This window comes from Terrabacter sp. MAHUQ-38, assembly GCF_014518425.1.
In the GTDB taxonomy this organism is placed as follows: Bacteria; Actinomycetota; Actinomycetes; order Actinomycetales; family Dermatophilaceae; genus Terrabacter.
This window is the reverse complement of sequence record NZ_JACVCU010000008.1, coordinates 1-17,430: the sequence shown is the minus strand read 5'-3', so window position 1 is coordinate 17,430 and position 17,430 is coordinate 1. Positions and strand designations below refer to the sequence as shown.

At 70.1% G+C, this 17,430-nt stretch carries 18 protein-coding genes; 8 read left to right on the top strand and 10 right to left on the bottom strand.

Going from position 1 to position 17,430, the window contains the following annotated elements:
• Nucleotides 1-22 precede the first annotated feature (22 nt).
• The gene (locus H9I49_RS22055; RefSeq protein ID WP_188032563.1) at nt 23-799 is read left to right on the top strand and encodes an SDR family NAD(P)-dependent oxidoreductase; all 777 of its coding nucleotides are present in this window, start codon (nt 23-25) and stop codon (nt 797-799) included.
• Between the two features lie 141 nt (nt 800-940).
• Complete coding sequence (arfB, locus tag H9I49_RS22050) at nt 941-1,396, top strand: alternative ribosome rescue aminoacyl-tRNA hydrolase ArfB (RefSeq protein ID WP_370587697.1); 456 nt, start codon at nt 941-943, stop codon at nt 1,394-1,396.
• A 32-nt stretch (nt 1,397-1,428) separates the two neighbouring features.
• Here the strand turns inward: arfB and H9I49_RS22045 are convergent, their stop codons facing one another.
• Complete coding sequence (locus tag H9I49_RS22045) at nt 1,429-1,755, bottom strand: DUF952 domain-containing protein (protein ID WP_223129106.1); 327 nt, start codon at nt 1,753-1,755, stop codon at nt 1,429-1,431.
• 123 nt (nt 1,756-1,878) lie between these two features.
• Here H9I49_RS22045 and H9I49_RS22040 point away from each other — a divergent pair, with 123 nt between their 5' ends.
• Both H9I49_RS22040 and H9I49_RS22035 read left to right on the top strand, forming a co-directional pair.
• Nucleotides 1,879-2,379, top strand: coding sequence for a SigE family RNA polymerase sigma factor (locus H9I49_RS22040; protein WP_188032561.1), 501 nt, complete (start codon nt 1,879-1,881; stop codon nt 2,377-2,379).
• On the top strand, nt 2,376-3,671 hold the full coding sequence (locus tag H9I49_RS22035; RefSeq protein WP_188032560.1) for a hypothetical protein: 1,296 nt from the start codon (nt 2,376-2,378) through the stop codon (nt 3,669-3,671). The genes H9I49_RS22040 and H9I49_RS22035 overlap by 4 nt, the downstream gene beginning before the upstream one ends.
• A gap of 40 nt (nt 3,672-3,711) precedes the next feature.
• Here the strand turns inward: H9I49_RS22035 and H9I49_RS22030 are convergent, their stop codons facing one another.
• Nucleotides 3,712-4,404, bottom strand: a complete 693-nt coding sequence (locus H9I49_RS22030; RefSeq protein ID WP_188032559.1) for a Crp/Fnr family transcriptional regulator — start codon at nt 4,402-4,404, stop codon at nt 3,712-3,714.
• 150 nt (nt 4,405-4,554) lie between these two features.
• Between H9I49_RS22030 and H9I49_RS22025 the strand changes: the two genes are divergently transcribed.
• Nucleotides 4,555-4,749 carry a hypothetical protein gene (locus H9I49_RS22025; RefSeq protein ID WP_188032558.1) on the top strand — a complete coding sequence of 65 codons (195 nt, stop codon included), beginning with the start codon at nt 4,555-4,557 and terminating at the stop codon, nt 4,747-4,749.
• Nucleotides 4,750-4,753: 4 nt separating this feature from the next.
• On the opposite strand, the gene H9I49_RS22020 is transcribed toward H9I49_RS22025, so the two are convergent.
• From H9I49_RS22020 to H9I49_RS22000, 5 genes are all read right to left on the bottom strand, one after another.
• The gene (locus tag H9I49_RS22020; protein ID WP_188032557.1) at nt 4,754-6,373 is read right to left on the bottom strand and encodes a peptide ligase PGM1-related protein; all 1,620 of its coding nucleotides are present in this window, start codon (nt 6,371-6,373) and stop codon (nt 4,754-4,756) included.
• A complete protein-coding gene (locus H9I49_RS22015; protein ID WP_188032556.1) occupies nt 6,370-7,545 on the bottom strand; it encodes a response regulator in 1,176 nt (391 codons plus the stop codon). Before H9I49_RS22015 ends, H9I49_RS22020 begins: the two co-directional genes overlap by 4 nt.
• Nucleotides 7,545-7,940: a response regulator gene (locus tag H9I49_RS22010; RefSeq protein ID WP_188032555.1), complete on the bottom strand. Its 396-nt coding sequence runs from the start codon at nt 7,938-7,940 to the stop codon at nt 7,545-7,547. Before H9I49_RS22010 ends, H9I49_RS22015 begins: the two co-directional genes overlap by 1 nt.
• The gene (locus H9I49_RS22005; RefSeq protein WP_188032554.1) at nt 7,937-10,609 is read right to left on the bottom strand and encodes a response regulator; all 2,673 of its coding nucleotides are present in this window, start codon (nt 10,607-10,609) and stop codon (nt 7,937-7,939) included. The genes H9I49_RS22010 and H9I49_RS22005 overlap by 4 nt, the downstream gene beginning before the upstream one ends.
• 587 nt (nt 10,610-11,196) lie before the next feature.
• On the bottom strand, nt 11,197-12,516 hold the full coding sequence (locus tag H9I49_RS22000; protein WP_223129105.1) for a multidrug effflux MFS transporter: 1,320 nt from the start codon (nt 12,514-12,516) through the stop codon (nt 11,197-11,199).
• Between the two features lie 37 nt (nt 12,517-12,553).
• Between H9I49_RS22000 and H9I49_RS21995 the strand changes: the two genes are divergently transcribed.
• Nucleotides 12,554-13,036, top strand: a complete 483-nt coding sequence (locus H9I49_RS21995) for a MarR family winged helix-turn-helix transcriptional regulator (RefSeq protein ID WP_188032553.1) — start codon at nt 12,554-12,556, stop codon at nt 13,034-13,036.
• Nucleotides 13,037-13,494: 458 nt separating this feature from the next.
• Here the strand turns inward: H9I49_RS21995 and H9I49_RS21990 are convergent, their stop codons facing one another.
• Nucleotides 13,495-14,592 carry a glycoside hydrolase family 32 protein gene (locus H9I49_RS21990; protein ID WP_188032552.1) on the bottom strand — a complete coding sequence of 366 codons (1,098 nt, stop codon included), beginning with the start codon at nt 14,590-14,592 and terminating at the stop codon, nt 13,495-13,497.
• 462 nt (nt 14,593-15,054) lie between these two features.
• Between H9I49_RS21990 and H9I49_RS21985 the strand changes: the two genes are divergently transcribed.
• Both H9I49_RS21985 and H9I49_RS21980 read left to right on the top strand, forming a co-directional pair.
• Nucleotides 15,055-15,228, top strand: a complete 174-nt coding sequence (locus tag H9I49_RS21985) for a hypothetical protein (protein ID WP_188032551.1) — start codon at nt 15,055-15,057, stop codon at nt 15,226-15,228.
• A 69-nt stretch (nt 15,229-15,297) separates the two neighbouring features.
• On the top strand, nt 15,298-15,870 hold the full coding sequence (locus tag H9I49_RS21980) for an NADPH-dependent FMN reductase (RefSeq protein ID WP_188032550.1): 573 nt from the start codon (nt 15,298-15,300) through the stop codon (nt 15,868-15,870).
• A gap of 130 nt (nt 15,871-16,000) precedes the next feature.
• Here the strand turns inward: H9I49_RS21980 and H9I49_RS21975 are convergent, their stop codons facing one another.
• Together H9I49_RS21975 and H9I49_RS21970 are read right to left on the bottom strand one after the other, a co-directional pair.
• Complete coding sequence (locus tag H9I49_RS21975; protein WP_188032549.1) at nt 16,001-16,258, bottom strand: DUF3303 domain-containing protein; 258 nt, start codon at nt 16,256-16,258, stop codon at nt 16,001-16,003.
• Nucleotides 16,259-16,371: 113 nt separating this feature from the next.
• Nucleotides 16,372-16,773 carry a VOC family protein gene (locus H9I49_RS21970; RefSeq protein ID WP_188032548.1) on the bottom strand — a complete coding sequence of 134 codons (402 nt, stop codon included), beginning with the start codon at nt 16,771-16,773 and terminating at the stop codon, nt 16,372-16,374.
• Nucleotides 16,774-17,430: the final 657 nt, after the last annotated feature.

The window sequence follows — 17,430 nt, the reverse complement described above, 5'->3', positions numbered from 1 at the left end:
CGAAACCGCGAAAGGCCTTGCCATGCAGCTGAGCCCGTCCACCGTCGTCCTCATCACCGGAGGCGGCTCCGGCCTCGGAGGAGCCACCGCGCGTCGCCTCGTGGCCGACGGCGCGACCGTCGTCATCATCGACCTCGAGGGCTCCGCCGCCCCGTCCCTCGTCGATGAGCTCAACGGCCGGCGCGAGGGCTCGGCCGTCTTCGTCCCGGCCGACGTGCGCGACGAGGACCAGGTCCAGGCCGCGATCGACCGGGCCACCTCGCTCGGCGAGCTGCGCATCGCCGTCAACTGCGCCGGCGTCGCGACACCGGGCCGCGTCGTCGGCCGAGGCGGCCCCCTCTCGCTGGACACCTTCAAGACGGTCATCGACATCAACCTCGTCGGGTCGTTCAACGTCATGCGGCTCGCGGCAGTGGCGATGCTGGCCAACGAGCCCGTCGACGGCGACCGCGGCGTCATCGTCAACACCGCGAGCATCGCGGCCTACGACGGGCAGGTCGGCCAGGCGGCATACGCGGCGAGCAAGGGCGGCATCGTCGGCCTCACGCTCTCGGCAGCCCGCGACCTGGCCGACAAGGCGATCCGCGTCATGACGGTCGCCCCGGGCACCTTCGAGACGCCGATGCTCGCGGGCCTGGCGGGCGAGGTCAGAGAGGTCCTCGAGAAGCAGGTGCCGCACCCGTCGCGGCTCGGCCACCCCGACGAGTACGCCTCCCTCGTGCGCCACATCGTCGACAACCCGATGCTCAACGGCGAGGTCATCCGCCTCGACGGCGCCCTGCGTATGCCGCCCCGCTGACTCCCGCAGGGTCGCCCCCTGGCCCATCGCCCCTGACATCGGGCGTGAGATCGCGCGGTGGCTGCGCTCTGGTGACCCGAACTGCGCGATCACGCGCACGACCAGACGTACGGTGCAATGCCTCTCGGGGAGAATGGCTGGGTGAACGAGCCCGGCGGTGACCTCGTGATCGCTCCGGCCCCCGGCCTGCGGCGAGGTCTCGTCATCCCCGCCGTCGAGCTCGTCGAGCGCTTCAGCCGCTCGTCCGGCCCGGGCGGCCAGGGCGTCAACACCGCCGACAGCCGGGTCGAGCTCCTCTTCGAGCCCGGCACCTCGAACGCGCTCACGCAGGCGCAGCGCGAGCGCGCCGTCGAGGCCCTCGCAGGCAGGCTCGTGGGCGGCCGACTCACCGTCGTCGCCTCGGAGCACCGGGCGCAGCTGCGCAACCGGGCCGCGGCACGGGTGCGGCTCGCCGACCTGCTCCGTGAGGCCCTCGCTCCCCCGCCGCCCGCGCGTCGCCCGACGAAACCGACCCGTGGCTCGCAGCAGCGCCGCCTGGCGGGCAAGAAGCGTCGGGCCGACGTGAAGTCGGGCCGCGGCCGCATCCGCCCGGAGTGACGCGTGACCCCGGACCGTGGTCTCTCGACGGTTCAGGCGTGGGGTGGTCGGAGGACGGTCGTGTCGACGACGGCGTCGACGTCGACCGGTCCGTAGATGTGCGGGAACGTCTCGCCTGTCTCCGGGTTGCCGACCTCGTGCACGACGGGTGAGCCGAGACGTGACTCGTCGATGTGCAGGAGCACGAGTGGCTCGGTCACGTCGCCGTAGAAGAGCCGTCGGACGACCGGCCACTGCTGCGCCGACGACGCGTGGATGAAGCCTTCCTCGCCGAGCGAGAGCCCGCGCGTCGACCTCGCGTAGATGCCGTCGCGGCGCGCCCGCTCCCAGTGGGACTGCTCAGCCAGGTGGTAGATCACGGGACCAGCCTGCACCCCGACGGACCAGCGCGACACTGGAGAGAATCCCTCGTCCGCGATGACAACCTCACGGAGGGTCAGCGCGTCGAGAGAGTGTCCAGCCACTCCAGACAGGGGCGTCCCGTGGCAAACACCGAGCGTGAGGCCGACTTCTCGGCCTACGTGCGAGCGCGACAGAAGGCGTTCGCACGGTTCGCGTACCTGCTCACCGGCGACCCGTACAGCGCCGAGGACCTCGTCCAGTCGGCCCTCGCGAAGGTCTACGCCAGGTGGGACCACATCAGCGCCGTCGAGTCGCCCGACGCGTATGTGCGCAAGGTCATGGTCAACGAGCACACGACCTGGTGGCGCCGGACCTGGCGGCACCGCGAACGCACCGACAGTGAGCTGATCCGCATCATGGACCCCGCCTCGGTCGACGCGCAGCGCCACGACAGCGACCTGTGGACGCACGTGCGCTCCCTCGCGCCACAGCAGCGGGCCGCCGTCGTCCTGCGCTACTACGAGGACCTCACCGAGGCACAGACCGCGGAGATCCTCGGATGTTCAGTCGGCACCGTCAAGAGCCACACGAGCCGCGCGATCCGATCCCTGCGCAGCACGATGAAGGAGGTCACGCCGTGACCACGTCAGACCAGCAGGAGCACGAGCTGCAGAACCTGCTCCGCCAGCAGGCCGACCGGGTCGACGTGCCCGGCGACTTCGCACCCGTCGCCATCGCCGCGCGACGCCGCAGCCGGCGCAACCGCGCCGTCCTCGGGTCGGCGGCCGCCGTGGCCGTCATCGCCGTGGGCGTGCCGGCCGTGTGGTCGAGCCGCTCCGGCCCGTCCCCGGTCCCCGCCCTGACCACCTCGACAACCTCGGTCCTGTCACCGAGCAGCTCGGTCCCGACCACCCCCGCAACGACGCCCCCCACCACGCCCGCGGGCACCGACAGCCCGGACCCGTCGGCGACGAACCCCCCGCCGACCGGCGCAGTTGCGACACGCGAGAACACGTACGCCCTGGATGACACCATCCGCGTCGCCGACACGGCGCTCCAGCTCGAGAAGGGCACGGTCGTCGAGAACCTCACGGTCCTCGCGAACGGTGGCTTCGTCCTCCAGTCGCACATGTCGACCGGCCCGTCGAACAGCGAGATGGAGCTCCTGTCACCGGCCGGGCGCAGGGTCACGAACCTCGGCCTCTCGGGAACGTACGCCGTGTCGCCGGACGGGACGCGGGTGCTGGCCAAGAGCGGAGCCGCCGACACCCTCGTCGTCTACGCGCCGGACGGGTCTGTCGTCGGCCAGCGCACGGACGCGCGCGAGGTGGCCGCGATCGTCGGCGACGTCGCCTACCTCAACGGTGACGCCTCCCGAGGATCGCTCGAGTGGAACGTCGTGACGGGCGCCACGAAGGAGCTCCCGGCACACGTCGTGGCCGTGTCCCGGGACCGCACCCAGGCCGCGCTGCAGTGGTTCGTCGCCACTGATGCGATGGACGAGATCTGCTGGGCCGTCGTCGACCTGACCAGCCCGTCGTTCCCGAAGACTGTGGAGAAGTGCGGTCCGGACGAGAACCCGACGATGTTCATGCCGGGCGCGTTCTCCAGCCGGGGCACCTACCTCGTCGGTTCCCACTACATCGACGGCGGGGACTGGTTCATCCCCGGCGTCGTGCGGGTCAGCGATGGCACGGTCGAGCTCGGCTGGACCAATGACCGTGCCCCCATCCTGTCGGGCTGGACGTGGCACCTCGACGACGACGAGTCGACGCTCCTCGTCTCGCGCAACACGTCCGACCCGCCCTCGCCCGCGAGGAGGAACACCCTCCAACGATGCACCCTGTCGATGGATTGCACCGACGTCCGGCCGACGGTCAACCTGGCCGACAAGGGCGGCTCGACGCAGCCGCGCTACGTCGTGCCGAGGTGACCCGCACGCGCTGCTGATCCACACATCCCGGCGTATGCCGTCACGCCTGGCCGGGCGCGTACGTTCCGTTGGCAGCCGTGCGGAGGGCAGCGGGGTCGCAGACCGTGACGCGTCCTCGGTGCAGCGCGACGACGCCATCGGCCTCGAGCCGCCTGAGGACCCGGTTGGCCGTGGGCCGCGTGACCCCGGCCAGCTCGGCCAGACCCGTCTGGTTGATGGCGATGGTGACTGGTGAGCTGCCTTGCGCTGGTGAGGAGTACATGCCACAGAGGGTGAGCAGCCTTCGCAGCACGCGCTGCTCGGCTGGAGCGTGCAACGCCTCCATCAGTGCGTCGGTGAGCCGCGCGACCCGTGCCGCGAGGAGCCGGAGGAGAAGCCGGTTCACCTCCGGATGGGCGGCACAGAGCCGTTCGAAGTCGGCGTAGCCGAGCGTCATCGTCACGGTCGGCTCGATCGCCTCGATCGTGGCGGTACGTCGCCCGTCCCTCCGGATCATGGCCAGCTCACCGAACGCCTGGCCGGGTCCGAGGACGGCGTAGGCGTGCACGTCCCCGGCCTCGGAGGCACGCCGGGCCACGACCCTGCCTTCGATGACGAAGTGCACGGTGTCGGCCGACTCGCCCTCGTAGCAGACGACCTCGCCGCTGCGGTACGTGTGCCGGTGCATCCGGGCGAGCACCTCGCGGCGCTCCTGCGGGCTGAGGTCGGAGAGCAGGCCCACGTCGATGCTCACGTCCGCTCCCATCGTTCGAGCGGGTGTGCACGAGCACTCCCGGCGTGTCGCTGCGCGCACAGACGCCGGCGCGCCCGCACGGGATCGTCGTCATCGAGCACATCCACGGAAGCGGGGGTCACGAACCCCGTGGCGAGGGAGGGAACCGACATGACGACGACGACACGACGACGGGTCCACGCGGACCTGGCGCACCACCATCCCCGGGTCACCCGGCTGGCCCGCGGTGGCTGGACCTGGGAGTGCAACTGCGGCGGCGCGTCCGCCCGGGCGGCCGCGGCTCCCCTCACCTGGCACCAGGCGTTCATCGGAGCCCTCATCCACTCGGCGTCGATCGCACCCTGAGCCCTCACCGCAGGCCCTCGCCGAGACGCCCCGGCTGCGGCACCTGGAGGGGCACCAGCGACGCACGCGCCTCGGCGAGCAACGCCGACTCCGCCCGGTCGAACACATCCTGGGCGGAGTCTGGCGTGTCCCCGATCGCCGTCATGCCGACCCGGCCGCACTCGGTGATCGAGCTGATCATGTGGAACACCACGCCGGACTGCCGTGACTGGTCGAAGTGCAGCCCCGCCCGGGCGACGAGGTCGAAGAGGTCCTCGACGCGCAGGCCCTTGAGCGACTCGTCCTCGAGGTGGTCGGTCGCGACGAGGTGGCGCACGTCGCCGGACGGGGTGCGGAACCGTCCCTCCTCGTGGACGTACGTGCCGTCCGTCAGGAACTGGAGCGTGAGGAACGGGTGGGTCGTGCCGCCCCTGCGCAGGTTGATCTCGATGGAGTGCGCATCCCACTCGGCGCCGTGACGCACGACGACGAAGTCGAGGGCGAACCGGCCCAGCACGCCCTTGTCGGCGAGCACGCGACCCACCTTCGCCGCATCGCGCGTGATCGTCGTCGCGTACGCCGGGTCAGCCGGGAAGCGTGCACCGAGGTACATCTGACCGGTCGGCCCGCCGAGGATCTGGTCGTGCGTCGAGAGGATCTCGAGCTCGCCGAGGGGCGTCACGCGCAGCTGCACGCTCGGGCTGCGCACCTCGTCGCCGACGATGCGTTCCTCGACGATGCCGCCGCGCTCGTCGAGACGGCGCAGGTAGGCGTCGAGGGGCACGCTCGCGTCCTCGAGCCGCATGGCGGCCACCCGATTGGCCACCGCATCGCGCCGGCTCGGTCCCGACGGGTCCCCGTCATCCACAGGCAGGTCCCGCAGGTCGACGAGCGCGTTGCCCGAGCCCGACGCCCCTTCGTTGAGCTTGACCATGGCCCACTCCGCGGCCGGTCGCGCCGCGTGGAGGTCGAGCACCGCGCCCACGAGGTCGTCGACCGAGTGCAGGTCCTCCGCGCCGAACGGGTGCTCCACACCCGCCTCGGCGAAGACCCTCCGGCAGCCGGTCTTCGTGCCCAACGGGTAGAGGCGCGGGTCGGCGGCATACATCGGGATGCCGAGGAGGAGCGACAGGTCACGCTCACGGGTCGTGCTGTTGTAGGGGATCAGGTGCGAGCGCTCGGGATCGGGCACGAGCGCGGCGATCTGCGCGAGCAGTCTCGGGCGAGCGAGGAGCTTGTCCGTGAGCGGCGTCGGCGCGGAGTCGCCCACGGAGACGAGGTCGAGGCGGGACCGGGCGTGGCTCGGGATGACACCGGGCAACAGGGACAGGTAGTACTCGACGATGGCTGGGCTTATCGGCATCGAGGTGACGTAGACCATCCGGAGCCACGGCTGGCGCAACAGCAGGAGCAGGAAGAGGAACCGCTCCTCCAGGGCCTGGTTCATCGCGCCGGCCGAGGGACCGATCCGGTCGACGCTCATCGACGGGACGACCACGACCGACTCGCGCGCGTCGCCCTGTCCGAAGCGCCGCCACACCTGGGGCAACCGACGCTGCAGCGTGTCGAAGAGCCTGCCGCGGGCCTCCTCGTCGAGGTCGGCCAACCCGACGGGCGCGGCCGCGGTCGTCGTGGGCTCGTTCATGGCGGGGCCTCCTGCGGGGCGGTGGGGTGGCCACCGAGGACACCGATGACCTCGTGCACCTCGAGCGGCCGCGAGATGCCGCGCAGCTCGAGGGGTCCGATGGAGCGGGTCTCGAAGCCGTCGTCGAGACCCGCGCGGACGCGGGGGCTGATGAGGATCTGGCGGGCGGCGGCCGCGGCGCACAGCCGGGCGGCGATGTTCGTGACGGTACCGATGGCCGCGTAGTCCCAGCGTCCCTCGAAACCCACCCGGCCCAGCGTCGCGTAGCCCTGCGCGATGCCGACCCCGAAGCCGAGGTCGTGCCCCTGCCGGCGCCACGACGCGGCGAGATCGTCCACGCGGTCACGCATGTCGAGCGCCATCCGAACTGCCCGCTCAGGCGCGTCGGCGCACGGCGGCGGGTCGTTGAAGAACACCATCAGGCCGTCTCCGGCGAAGTGCTCCAGGGTGCCCTCGTAGGCGAAGACGAGCTCGCCGAGGGCGCCGTGGTAGTCCCGCAGCACCGCCATCGTCTCCTCCGGCTCGGACGTCTCGGCGAATGCCGTGAACCCGCGCAGGTCGGTGAAGACGGTAGTGATGTCGCGCCGGTGGCTCTCGAGGAAGGACTCGTCACCCGTCTCGACGATGAGGCCCGCGATCTGAGGCGACAGGAAGCGGCGCAGGCGGCTGAGCCGTTCGAGGTCCTCCACCTGCGCGGCCACCCGCGACTCGAGCTCGGCGTTCCAGCGCTCGAGCGCCGTGGCCTGCTCGACGATCGTGGTGTGCAGCCGGTTGACCCGGGCCAGCGACCGGACCCGGGCCATGAGCTCGGCCTGGTCGAAGGGCTTGGTGATGAAGTCGTCGGCGCCGACCTCCAGGGCGCGCAGGCGCTGCTGCGTACCACTCGCCGTGACCATGACGACCGGGAGCAGGGCGGTGCGCGGGTCGGCCTTGATCCGGGCGCACGTCTCGTAGCCGTCGAGCCCGGGCATGAGCACGTCGAGCAGGACGACGTCGACGTCCACCTCGGCGAGGGCCGCCAGCGCTGCCTCGCCGGACGGCTCCGAGCGCACGACGAAGCCACGCGGCTCGAGCACCGCGTGCATGAGCTTGCGGTTCGTCTCCAGGTCGTCGACGACGAGCACCCGCACACCGGTTGGTGGTTGTGCGCTCGCGTCGACCGGGATCGTCATCACTGCTCCGGCGGGTCGTCGCGACGCGGCAGGTGACGACGCACCTGCGCGGGGAACTCCCGCACGCTGATCGGCTTCTCGAGGTAGCCCGAGAAGCCCGAGGTGAGGACGCGCTCCCGGTCCCGGCGCATCGCGAACGCGGTCAGCGCCACGATCGGGATGTGCGCGGTCGGAGCGTGCCCGCGGATCAGCTCCAGAGCCGCGAAGCCGTCGATGCCCGGCAGCTGGAGGTCCATCAGGATGACGTCCGGGAGCGCTGCGCGCGACTGCTCCACCGCCTCCTCACCCGTCGTGGCGACGACGACGGAGAACCCGGCATACTCCAGCACGTCGCGCGCGAGCTTGAGGTTGCGCGGGTTGTCCTCCACGAGCAAGACGACCGGTGGGCTGGTCACGGCTCCCCCTCCCCGGCGACGTGCGCGGCGGCGACGGCCGCGAGTCGTCGCGCCAGTCGCGGCAGGTCGAGTCCCGCCTTCTCGGCGACGAAGGCGATGCGGCCCTCGAGGCGCGAACGATCCTGCGGCGTCAGCGACTTCGCGGTCAGCACGACGATCGGAGGACCGTCGGAGGCGCGCTCGGGACGCAGCTCGTCGATCACGGCGAAGCCGTCGACCTGCGGCATGAGCAGGTCCATGACGACGACCGACGGCGCCACCGCTCGCACGACGTCGGCCGCCTGCTGCCCGCCGGCGCAGGTGTGGACCTCCCACCCGAGCGGCTCGAGCGTGCTGCGCACGAGCTTGAGGGCGAGTGGGTCGTCGTCGACGACCACGACGCTGAGCCGGCCGGTGTCCGTGCTGTCGTCAGGCCGCCGCTGCGGCAGCAGGCGGGTCACCGCGGCGAGCAGATGATCGCCGCTGACGGGTTTGACAAGGTATTCCGTTGCCCCGAGGGCGAACCCGCGACCGCGCTCGGGCTCGACACTGACGACGACGACGGGCACGTCGGCCGTCACGGGGTCGGACTTGAGCTCGGTGAGGACCTCCCAGCCGTCCATCCCCGGCAGGTGGATGTCGAGCACGACCGCCACGGGGTGCTCGGAGCGGGCGAGCTCGAGCCCCTGCTCCCCCGTCGCTGCACCCACGGCGCGCAGACCGGCGGCGCGCAGGTGCAGCTCGACGAGCTCGGCGGACCGCGGGTCGTCCTCGATGACGACGACCGTCGGCCCGGTCGCGGACGCGTCGTCGAGCATCCACCGGTCGTCCTCGGCGGGTGGCGCGGCGCCCTCGGGCTGCGGGATCGAGATGCCGAACGTGCTCCCCTCGCCCTGCGTGCTCGACAGCCAGAGCCGGCCGCCGTGCAGCTCGATGATGCGGCGGCTCAGCGTGAGCCCGAGCCCCGTGCCCTCGCTTGACGACACCGAGCGTTCCCCCTGCTGGAAGGAGTCGAAGATGCGGTCCTGGTCCGCCGGGTCGATGCCGACGCCGGTGTCGGTGACGGTCACGTCGACCTCGTCGCCGTCGCGCCACGCGCGCACCTCGACACTGCCGCCGTCGGGCGTGAACTTCACGGCGTTGCTGAGCAGGTTGAGCAGCACCTGCTTGAGCCTGAGCTCATCAGCTGTCACGGGGCCGATCGCGGCGGCGTCGAGGGTCAGCCGTATGCCGTGCAGGGCCGCTCGCTCGCGCACGAGCGCGAGTGCCTGGACGAGGACGTCGTCCATGGGGAACGTCGTGAGGTCGAGCTCCATCCGGCCCGCCTCGATCTTCGACAGGTCGAGGATGTCGCCGAGCAGGGCGAGCAGGTGGCGCCCGGCCGCATGGATGTCCTCGAGGTAGTCCTCCTGCCGCTCGTTGAGGTCGCCGAACATCCGCTCCAGGAGCACCTCCGAGAAGCCGATCACGGCGTTCAGCGGGGTCCGCAGCTCGTGCGACATGCTCGCGAGGAACTCCGACTTGTGCTGGCTGGCCTCGGCGAGCTCGAGGCTCTGCTGCTCGAGCTGCTGGTACAGCCGGGCGTTCGTCAGGGCCACCGCCGACTGGCTGGCGAAGGCGGCGAGCAGCTCGCACGTCTCCTCGCTGAACGGGCCGGTCGACTTGCGGCGAACGACGAGCGCGCCGACGACTCGGTCGGGCCGCACGAGCGGGATCGCGACGAGGGAGCGCCAGCCGGACGCGTGGAGGACCTCGAGATGGGGGTCGAGGGGGCGCGGCACGGCGTGGAGGTCGGGGATCTGGAGCACCTCACGGCTGCGGGCGGCCCGGCCGACCCACGTGCGGTCGATGTGGATCTGGGCCGCGCGCAGGGCCTCGATGACCTCCAGGCTGGTCCCGTAGGCGGTGCGCACGCCGAAGAGCCCGGTCGCCTCGTCGAACTCCATGAGCGAGCCGCCGTCGGTGCCGGACAGCTCCACGGCGTGCGAGACGATCGTCGTCAGCACCTCGTCGGGGACGAGGGTCGAGCTGATCGCCTCGCCGACCTCGGCGAGCGCCTCGAGCTGGTCGACCTTGCGCGCCAGCTCGGCGGACCGGCTCTCCAGCGCGCCGAAGAGCTCGACGTGTCGCAGGGCGAGCGCGGCCTGCTCGGCGAAGGTGGACAACAGCACCTTGTCGTTCTCGTCGAAGGGTGCGACCTCGGTGCGCCAGACGTTCAGGGCGCCGACGACCTGGTCGCCGACGACCATGGGTGCGCCCATCATCGTCCGGTAGCGCCCGACCCGTTGGAAGTCGGTGCGGCGGTAGTCGGGATCGGCGAGCACGTCCTCGATCTGGTGGACCGTCCGGTCGATGGTGACCCGCCCGACGAGGGTGGCCCGGTCACGGGCGATCGGGTGCTGTGCGACGAAGTCGACGAACTCGGCTGTCAGCCCACTCGAACGAGCCAGCAGGAAGGAGTCGCCCTGGACGAGGTAGATCTGGGCCACCTGTGCGTCGAGGAGCCGCCGGGCGTGGTCGACCACCGCGTCGAACACGTGGTCTCGGCTCGAGGTCCCGGTCGCCGACGACGTCAGCACCTTGAGGATGTCGCTCGTGGCGCGGAGCTGCTGCTGCACCTCGGTCAGTCGCGCTGCCGTGTCGGCGCGGTCCGTGGTTGCCGCGTCGCCAGGCTGCTCGAACTCGGTCATCGAGTCCCCCATCACACCGTGCGTCAGCTCTGCAGTCGTGGATTCCCCCACAGCAGTCTGCTCCTCCACGGGACCGCGCACCCACGAAACGGGTGAGCTCCGCCCCGACCCGGGCGACGAGGGCGCACTACTCCTGAAAGCTTGAAAATCATTGGAACTTCCCGGCCACAGACCCTGGCCGTTTGAGTCGTTCGCCGGACAGGACCTCCGATCGTGAGGAGTGATTGCACGCTGGACGACGACTCCGATGGCAAGCCCGCGCATCCGGCCAGACCCCTCGGGGATCGTCCAGGACGATATGCATCTTCGAAGGCGCGTCCTCGTCACCGCCTCGGTGGCCCTCGCAACAGCCGTGACCGGCATGGGACTTTCGGAGGTTCAGGGGCAGGGCACTCCACCGACCTCGGTCACGACCACCAACGCGGTCATCGACTGGAACGAGAACGCGGGGCAGGCCGCCGTGGCCGCGTGCTTCCTCGGCGGCTACGGTCCGCAGGAGTCACGCATGTACGCGATGATGCACGTCGCCCCGCACGATGCGCTGAGTGCCATCGCGCCGCGTGAGAACGCACGTCTCTTCGATCTGCTCAACATGTCGCTGACGGCGCAGCTTCTGCGACGGTTCTTCCACACCGACAAGATGGGATCGAGCCCTGGACGACCGCGTGCTCTGCGCCGGCTGCGCGTTCTCGCCGGCGCGCGGGACCGCTCTCGCGGCGGCGACTGGAGAACACGAGGAGCGCTGCTGCGGCGCTGAGGAAGATGGCGGCACCCATCGCGACGGCGCTGGCCTCGCCCAGGGCTGCCATCGTGGAGGCGACCAACCCACCGACGAGATATTGGAGCACGCCTTGGACGGAGGCGGCGGCCCCCGCTGAGGACGCGTGGGGGGCCATGGCGAGTGAGGTGGCGTTGGCCAGGACCGGGCCGAGCATGGAGACGACGAGGAAGAGGCACACGAGGAGCGTCGCGAGGGGCAGGTCGGCCAGCGTGGACACCAGGACCCCGAGCCCGGCCACGGTCCCGATGCCCAGGCTGACCCCGAGGAGGGTGTGCTCGCCGGCGACCCGGCCGACGAGCAGGGTGTTGGCCTGTCCGAGGAGCGCGATACCGAGAGCGTTGACCGCGAAGACGACGCTGTACTGCTGTGCACTGAGGCCGTAGATCTCCTGGAGGACGAACGACGAGCCGGAGATGTACGCGAACAGCGAGGCGAACATCAGTGCCGCGGCGAGCACGTAGCGCAGGTACGAGACATCGCGGCACACCTGCGCGAAGGTACGCAGGCTGGCGCCCAGGTGCGCGGGCTGCCGGCGCTCCTGGGGCAGGGACTCGGGAAGTCGGAGCACGACCAGGAGCAGCAGGGCGGCTCCCACGACGGCGAGGACGAGGAAGACGGCACGCCACGGCGCCACCCCGAGCAGCTGGCCACCCACGACCGGAGCCACGATGGTCGCAACTCCGTTCACGAGCATCAGCGTCGAGAGGAACCGGGTCATCGCGCTGCCCTCGAAGTGGTCCCGGACGACGGCGCGTGACAGGACGGTCGCGGCCGCAGCGCCGAGGGACTGCACGACGCGGGCAGTGATCAGCCAGCCCACGGTCGGCACCACGAGGCAGGCGAGTGAGCCGACGACGAAGGTGATGAGCCCACAGACCAGGAGCGGGCGTCGTCCCCAGGCGTCCGAGAGCGGACCGGCCACGACCTGCCCGACGGCCAGGCCGGCGACGAACACGGTGACCGTGAGCTGGACGAGCCCAGGGTCTGCGCGCAGGTCCTCGGCCATGACCGGCATGCCGGGCAGGTACATGTCGATGGCCATGGCCGGGAACGCGCTCAGCGCGCCGAGCATGAGCGCAAGCCGGACGCGCCGCTGACCGTCGGGGGCAGAGTTGATGATGTCCACATAATTATGTTTGCATCATTAAAGGTACGCTGTCTACATGCCGGACCAGGATGCGGACGCTCGGGCCTCTGCCGCCAGCGTCGACTCCCTTGACGACCCCTTGGCCGAACTGGCCGACCTCATGCTGAACGTCGGTCGGCTGGTGCGCGCACGCACCCCCTCCGAGGCGGATGTGGTGCCGCTGACCGAGACCGAGCGCACCGTCATGCGGGTGGTCGACCTCTTCCCCGGATCGTCCCCGAGCGAGATCGCCGCACGCACCCACGTGCAGCGCACCAACGTGAGCGCCGCCCTGCGAACCCTGGAGGACAAGGGGATGGTCACGCGTAGCTCCACCTCCGGACGAGGAGTCGCCGTCTCTCCCACCCAGCGCGCTGCCGACAACCTCCGCAAGCTTCGCGCGGCCTGGTCGCGTGAGCTCGCCGGGGCGCTCGGCGATGACCTTCCGAGCGTGCGCACGTGCGTCGAGCTCCTCGGTCGTCTCGAGCGACGCCTGTTCGACGCGAGGGCCCAGACCTAGGCGAACGACGATCCCGCAACAGGGCCACCGGCTTGCTGCCCGCGCCTTCATGGGGATCAGCGCAGGTCGGCGAACTCCGGCGATCCGTTGCGTTCCGCACGGCGGCGCGGGTACCGGTGCTCACGCTCGCCGCCGTCGCCGAGGGCTACGGCGCTTTCGAGCCTTGGCGCTCTCCGCTCCTCGTGCCGTCGGCAGTGCTCGTAGCTCTCGGCGTGGCAGGACTCGGTCTCGAAGTCTCGTCCGGGCGCCCGAAGGCTGCGCGACTGCACTGATCCATGTGCACGTCGACCAGGGTCACCGCGGCCTTGGCTTACGTCTGTCCGAGGCCGTGACTGAGGACGGAACGTCGACCAATGCTGGAATGGCGCACTCTCCCCCGAGCGTCCTGTGGCAGCCATTCTGGTCGCCGGTCAGCAGGGCGGGCGCCGGTAGGTCAGTCGGACAAGGGATGCCGACCGTCAGGAGGATGCCGACTGGTGCACCGGGAGGAGCGCGCCGGCCAGGGAGTACGCAGTGGCGTGCCCTGCGCCGGTGGCCCCGGCGCGCAGGCCCTCCACCGCCGGGAGGGAGAGTGCCATGGTGCCCGCATCGTTGAACAGCTCGCAGACGGGTCCGTCGACGAGCAGCCGGATGGCGATTCCCTTGAGCGGCATGGCCCATTCGCCGGTCGGCGTCTGCGCGCGCAGGACGCCAGCAGCTGTCAGCAGCCGCAGGACGACCTCGCCGTCGTTGTCGCAGAGCTCCAGCTGGGCGGTGGCCGAGGGCGAGTCCAGGACCCACTCGAGGTCGGCGAGGGTCGGGATGGGCAGGACACCGTCCGCCAGCACCTGCTCGTCGCCGCGCAGGGCCTCCAGGTTGTGATGTGGCCGGGCGACGACCGTGTCATCCTCGAGCGACAGCAGGTGGGGGATGCTGTTGGCGCTCGCCCACGTGCCGTCCGCGTCGTCGACACCGCGCAGCCAGTAGATCAGCCCCCGGCTGCCGTCGGCGTCGGTGAACGTGGAACCGGCGTAGTAGCACGGGCCGTAGGTGAGGCGACCCCAGTGCTCCGCGGTGAATCGCCCGTCGGCGTAGGAGCCGATGGCATACGCCTCGTAGTGAGGGATGAAGGGCTCCCAGACGGAGACTGTCAGGACCCACTTGTCGCCCAGGAGGAAGAGCTGGGGACACTCCCACACCGCGCCCATCCACAGCGGTGTCGTCTCGCTGGTGTGGCGGCTGGCCAGCGGCCCGTCATAGGTCCAGTGCACCAGGTCCCTCGAGGAGTGGAGCAGCGCTGTCGCAGTACCGTCCTCGAGTCCGGCGCCCATGAGCATGCGCCATGCCTCCCCGTCGTGGAACACGAACGGGTCGCGGTACGCGACGGCATCCAACCCTTCGGGCAGCTCGGCGAATGCCGGACCGGTCTTCTCCCAGGCGATCCAGCTCTCGTCCTCGGGGTGGGCGACCCGGACGCGGCCGACCTGGACGTCCGGGAAGTCGACGGTGGTGTAGAACATCGTCGCTGGCTGTCCCGGTGGGGTGACGATGCTGCCGCCAGCCGTCGTCGCCGTCACCGGGCGCGAGGGCGACCGGCTCGGGCGACCAGTGCAGCAGGTCGTCGCCCGACGGCCAGCACGGCATACCCAAGGGGGCTGCGGCCGAACGGGCGGAGGTCCGCAGCCGGCAGCCCGAGTCCGATCAGGCTGATCGTGAGGATCGCCGGAAGGCCACGGAAGACGTCGACGTACAGGCGCGCCGGCAGCCGGACCCACCACCGCCGGGACAGCAGCTGACGGCGGCGACCATGCCGATGACCAGGCCCAAGACGGCGGCCAGGACCGCAATGAGGAGGGTGTTCCGAATGCCCTCGGTGAGGAGAGAGGGCAGGACTCCCCGCATCTCTTCCCAGTCAAAGAACCTGTGCAAGAAGGCGTCGATAGCGTGACCGTAGAGCCGTGCAGGTTGCTGGACTCGAACCGTTGCGCGAAGTTGCCAACAGTCCGATCGACTCGGTCGAGCTCTTGCCCTTCTCTGCCATGAGCGACGACGACGTCCAGGCCTCGGGCGACAGCGACCGGGAGGCGATGCGTCACCGAGCGGCGCACTCGGGCCCGATCACCGACGACACTCTCGTCCATCGGATCGACTTCCACGTCGTGCAACCACGGCGGCCGGGTTCTGGTGGACGGGTGCCGCCGGGTCGGGCCTGACATGCTGAGGAACGCGGCCCAATCGGTCCCCGGCCCAAGGCCGGCCATCACCGTGACAAGGAGTGCGACGTGACGTCATTCAAGGTCGGATACTTCGTGGGAAGCCTTTCCTCGACCTCCATCAACCGCATCCTCAGCCAGGCACTGATCCGACTGGCTCCCCGGGACCTCGAGTTCACCGAGATCCCCATAGGGAACCTCGCCCTGTACAGCCCGGACTTCGACAGCGACTACCCGGCCGAGGCGCGCGCCCTCAAGGACACGATCTCGGCCGCCGACGCCGTACTGTTCGTGACCCCCGAGTACAACCGGTCGATCCCGGGCGCCCTGAAGAACGCCATCGACTGGGCCTCACGGCCGTGGGGGCAGAACTCGTTCGACCACATGCCGGCCGCCGTCATCGGCGCATCCCCCGGTGCGATCGGGACGGCCGTGGGGCAGCAGAGCCTGCGCGCCGTGCTGAGCTTCTGCAACGCGCGGCAGATGACTGCACCTGAGGCCTACATCCAGTTCAAACCCGGTGTCTTCACCGAGGGCGGAGAGGTCACGGACGATTCCACGGCAGCATTCCTGCAGGACTTCATGCAGGAGTTCCGCGCCCACATCGAGCGCGTCCTGACGGTCCTTCCCCGCTCGTCGTAGCGACCTCACACATCCGAGCTCGTCGGAGGAGGCGTGGGTGTGTGAGCGGCGGTGAGCACGAGCGCGACGTCGTTGTGCCACGGTGCCGCCACCAGCGGCCTGCCGCGGCGAGGCCGCACCCTTGAAGCGGCTACCTGTTGGGGGTGACGGGCCTGTCGCTGACTGGAGTGATCTCGCACAACGTGATGCCGGCGCCCGGCTTCAAGAACGCCTGGAGGTGCGCGATGTCGTCGGTCTCCACAACCAGGTACGTGGTGTGCTGCGGGAACGCCAGCCAGAAACCGTGGACGGTGACGTCGGGGTAGTCGCCGTCGAACAGCGAGCGCGAGCCGCCCGCGCCGAAGGGACAGTCCGCCGGTGCATGCGATTGCTTGATGTGGAACAGCATGGCGCTCCTCGGTCGACGTGCGCTTCAGCGGACTCCTCCCCCGGAGTTTAGCGACGGCCACCCGAGGCCATGATCCTTTTCGGCGGCGGTCTCGAAAGGCCGCGTGTCTGGCTCTAGCCCCAGATCGGGCCTAGCTCGGCCCAGGTGACACCCTTGTTGTGGCAGAGGCAGAACGGGTGGCCGACGGGGTCGGTGTAGACGCGCCAGCCGTAACCGTCGGCGCCGACGGAGTCCTGCTGCAAGGTCGCGCCGAGGGCCAGGACGCGGCTCTGCTCGGCCTCGATGTCGTCGACCTCGAAGTCGAGATGGAACTGCTTGGGGTGCTCATCGTCGGGCCAGTGCGGGGCGCAGTAGGCCTCCACCCGGGTGAAAGCCAGCTCTATCTCGCCAAACTGGATCCCGGCCCAGGTGTCGTGGCTCCCCTCCTTGACCGGGCGACCCGTCACCTCTGAGTAGAAGGCTGCCAGTTTCATCGTGTCCGGGCAGTCGATGATGACATCGGTGAGTCGCAACACCCGGCGATCTTGCCACAGCGTCAAACAATCCGGAGTTTGAGACAGGCCCGCGCCGCGCCGCTCGCGTCGCAGTGCTTGTTCCGGACCTGTTCGCGTGGTCGGTCATCGGCTGCCAGCGCGAGATGGTGGAGAAGGTTCGCTCGTGCTCACCGCTACAGCGGACCGGGCCGGCGCGGTGCCACCCGATCCGGCTCACTCAGCACAGAGCTGGCGAAGAGACTCGAACTCTCAACCACCTGTTTACAAGCCTTCGAGCGCGTCCACCACCCAAAAGGCCGCTGACCTGCACAAACGCCATGCCGCAATCACCGGATCCGGTGGGTCGTGTGATCTCTGTGCGATTAGCCATGACTCCTCGTGTCCATTTCTGTCCCGCGCTGCTCGGCCGGACTTGACCGTTGACCCTAATAATGAATCGCCTCGCCGCGGAACCCGTCGTAGGTTCCCACCCCCGACACGATCAACTTCTAGCCGGTGACCGTCGTTCCCTCGATGTGCTGCGCTTCCGACCTGGGGGCGGCGAGGGCGCTCGATCGTCGACCCCCCGGGCTGATCGCTGGCCGAGCTCCTCGTGGCCGGTGTGCGGCTTCACGTCCGGATGCGGAATGCTGCGCTCAGCTGTTGCTCCCGTCGTGAGCTGGGGCCGACGCGGAGTTC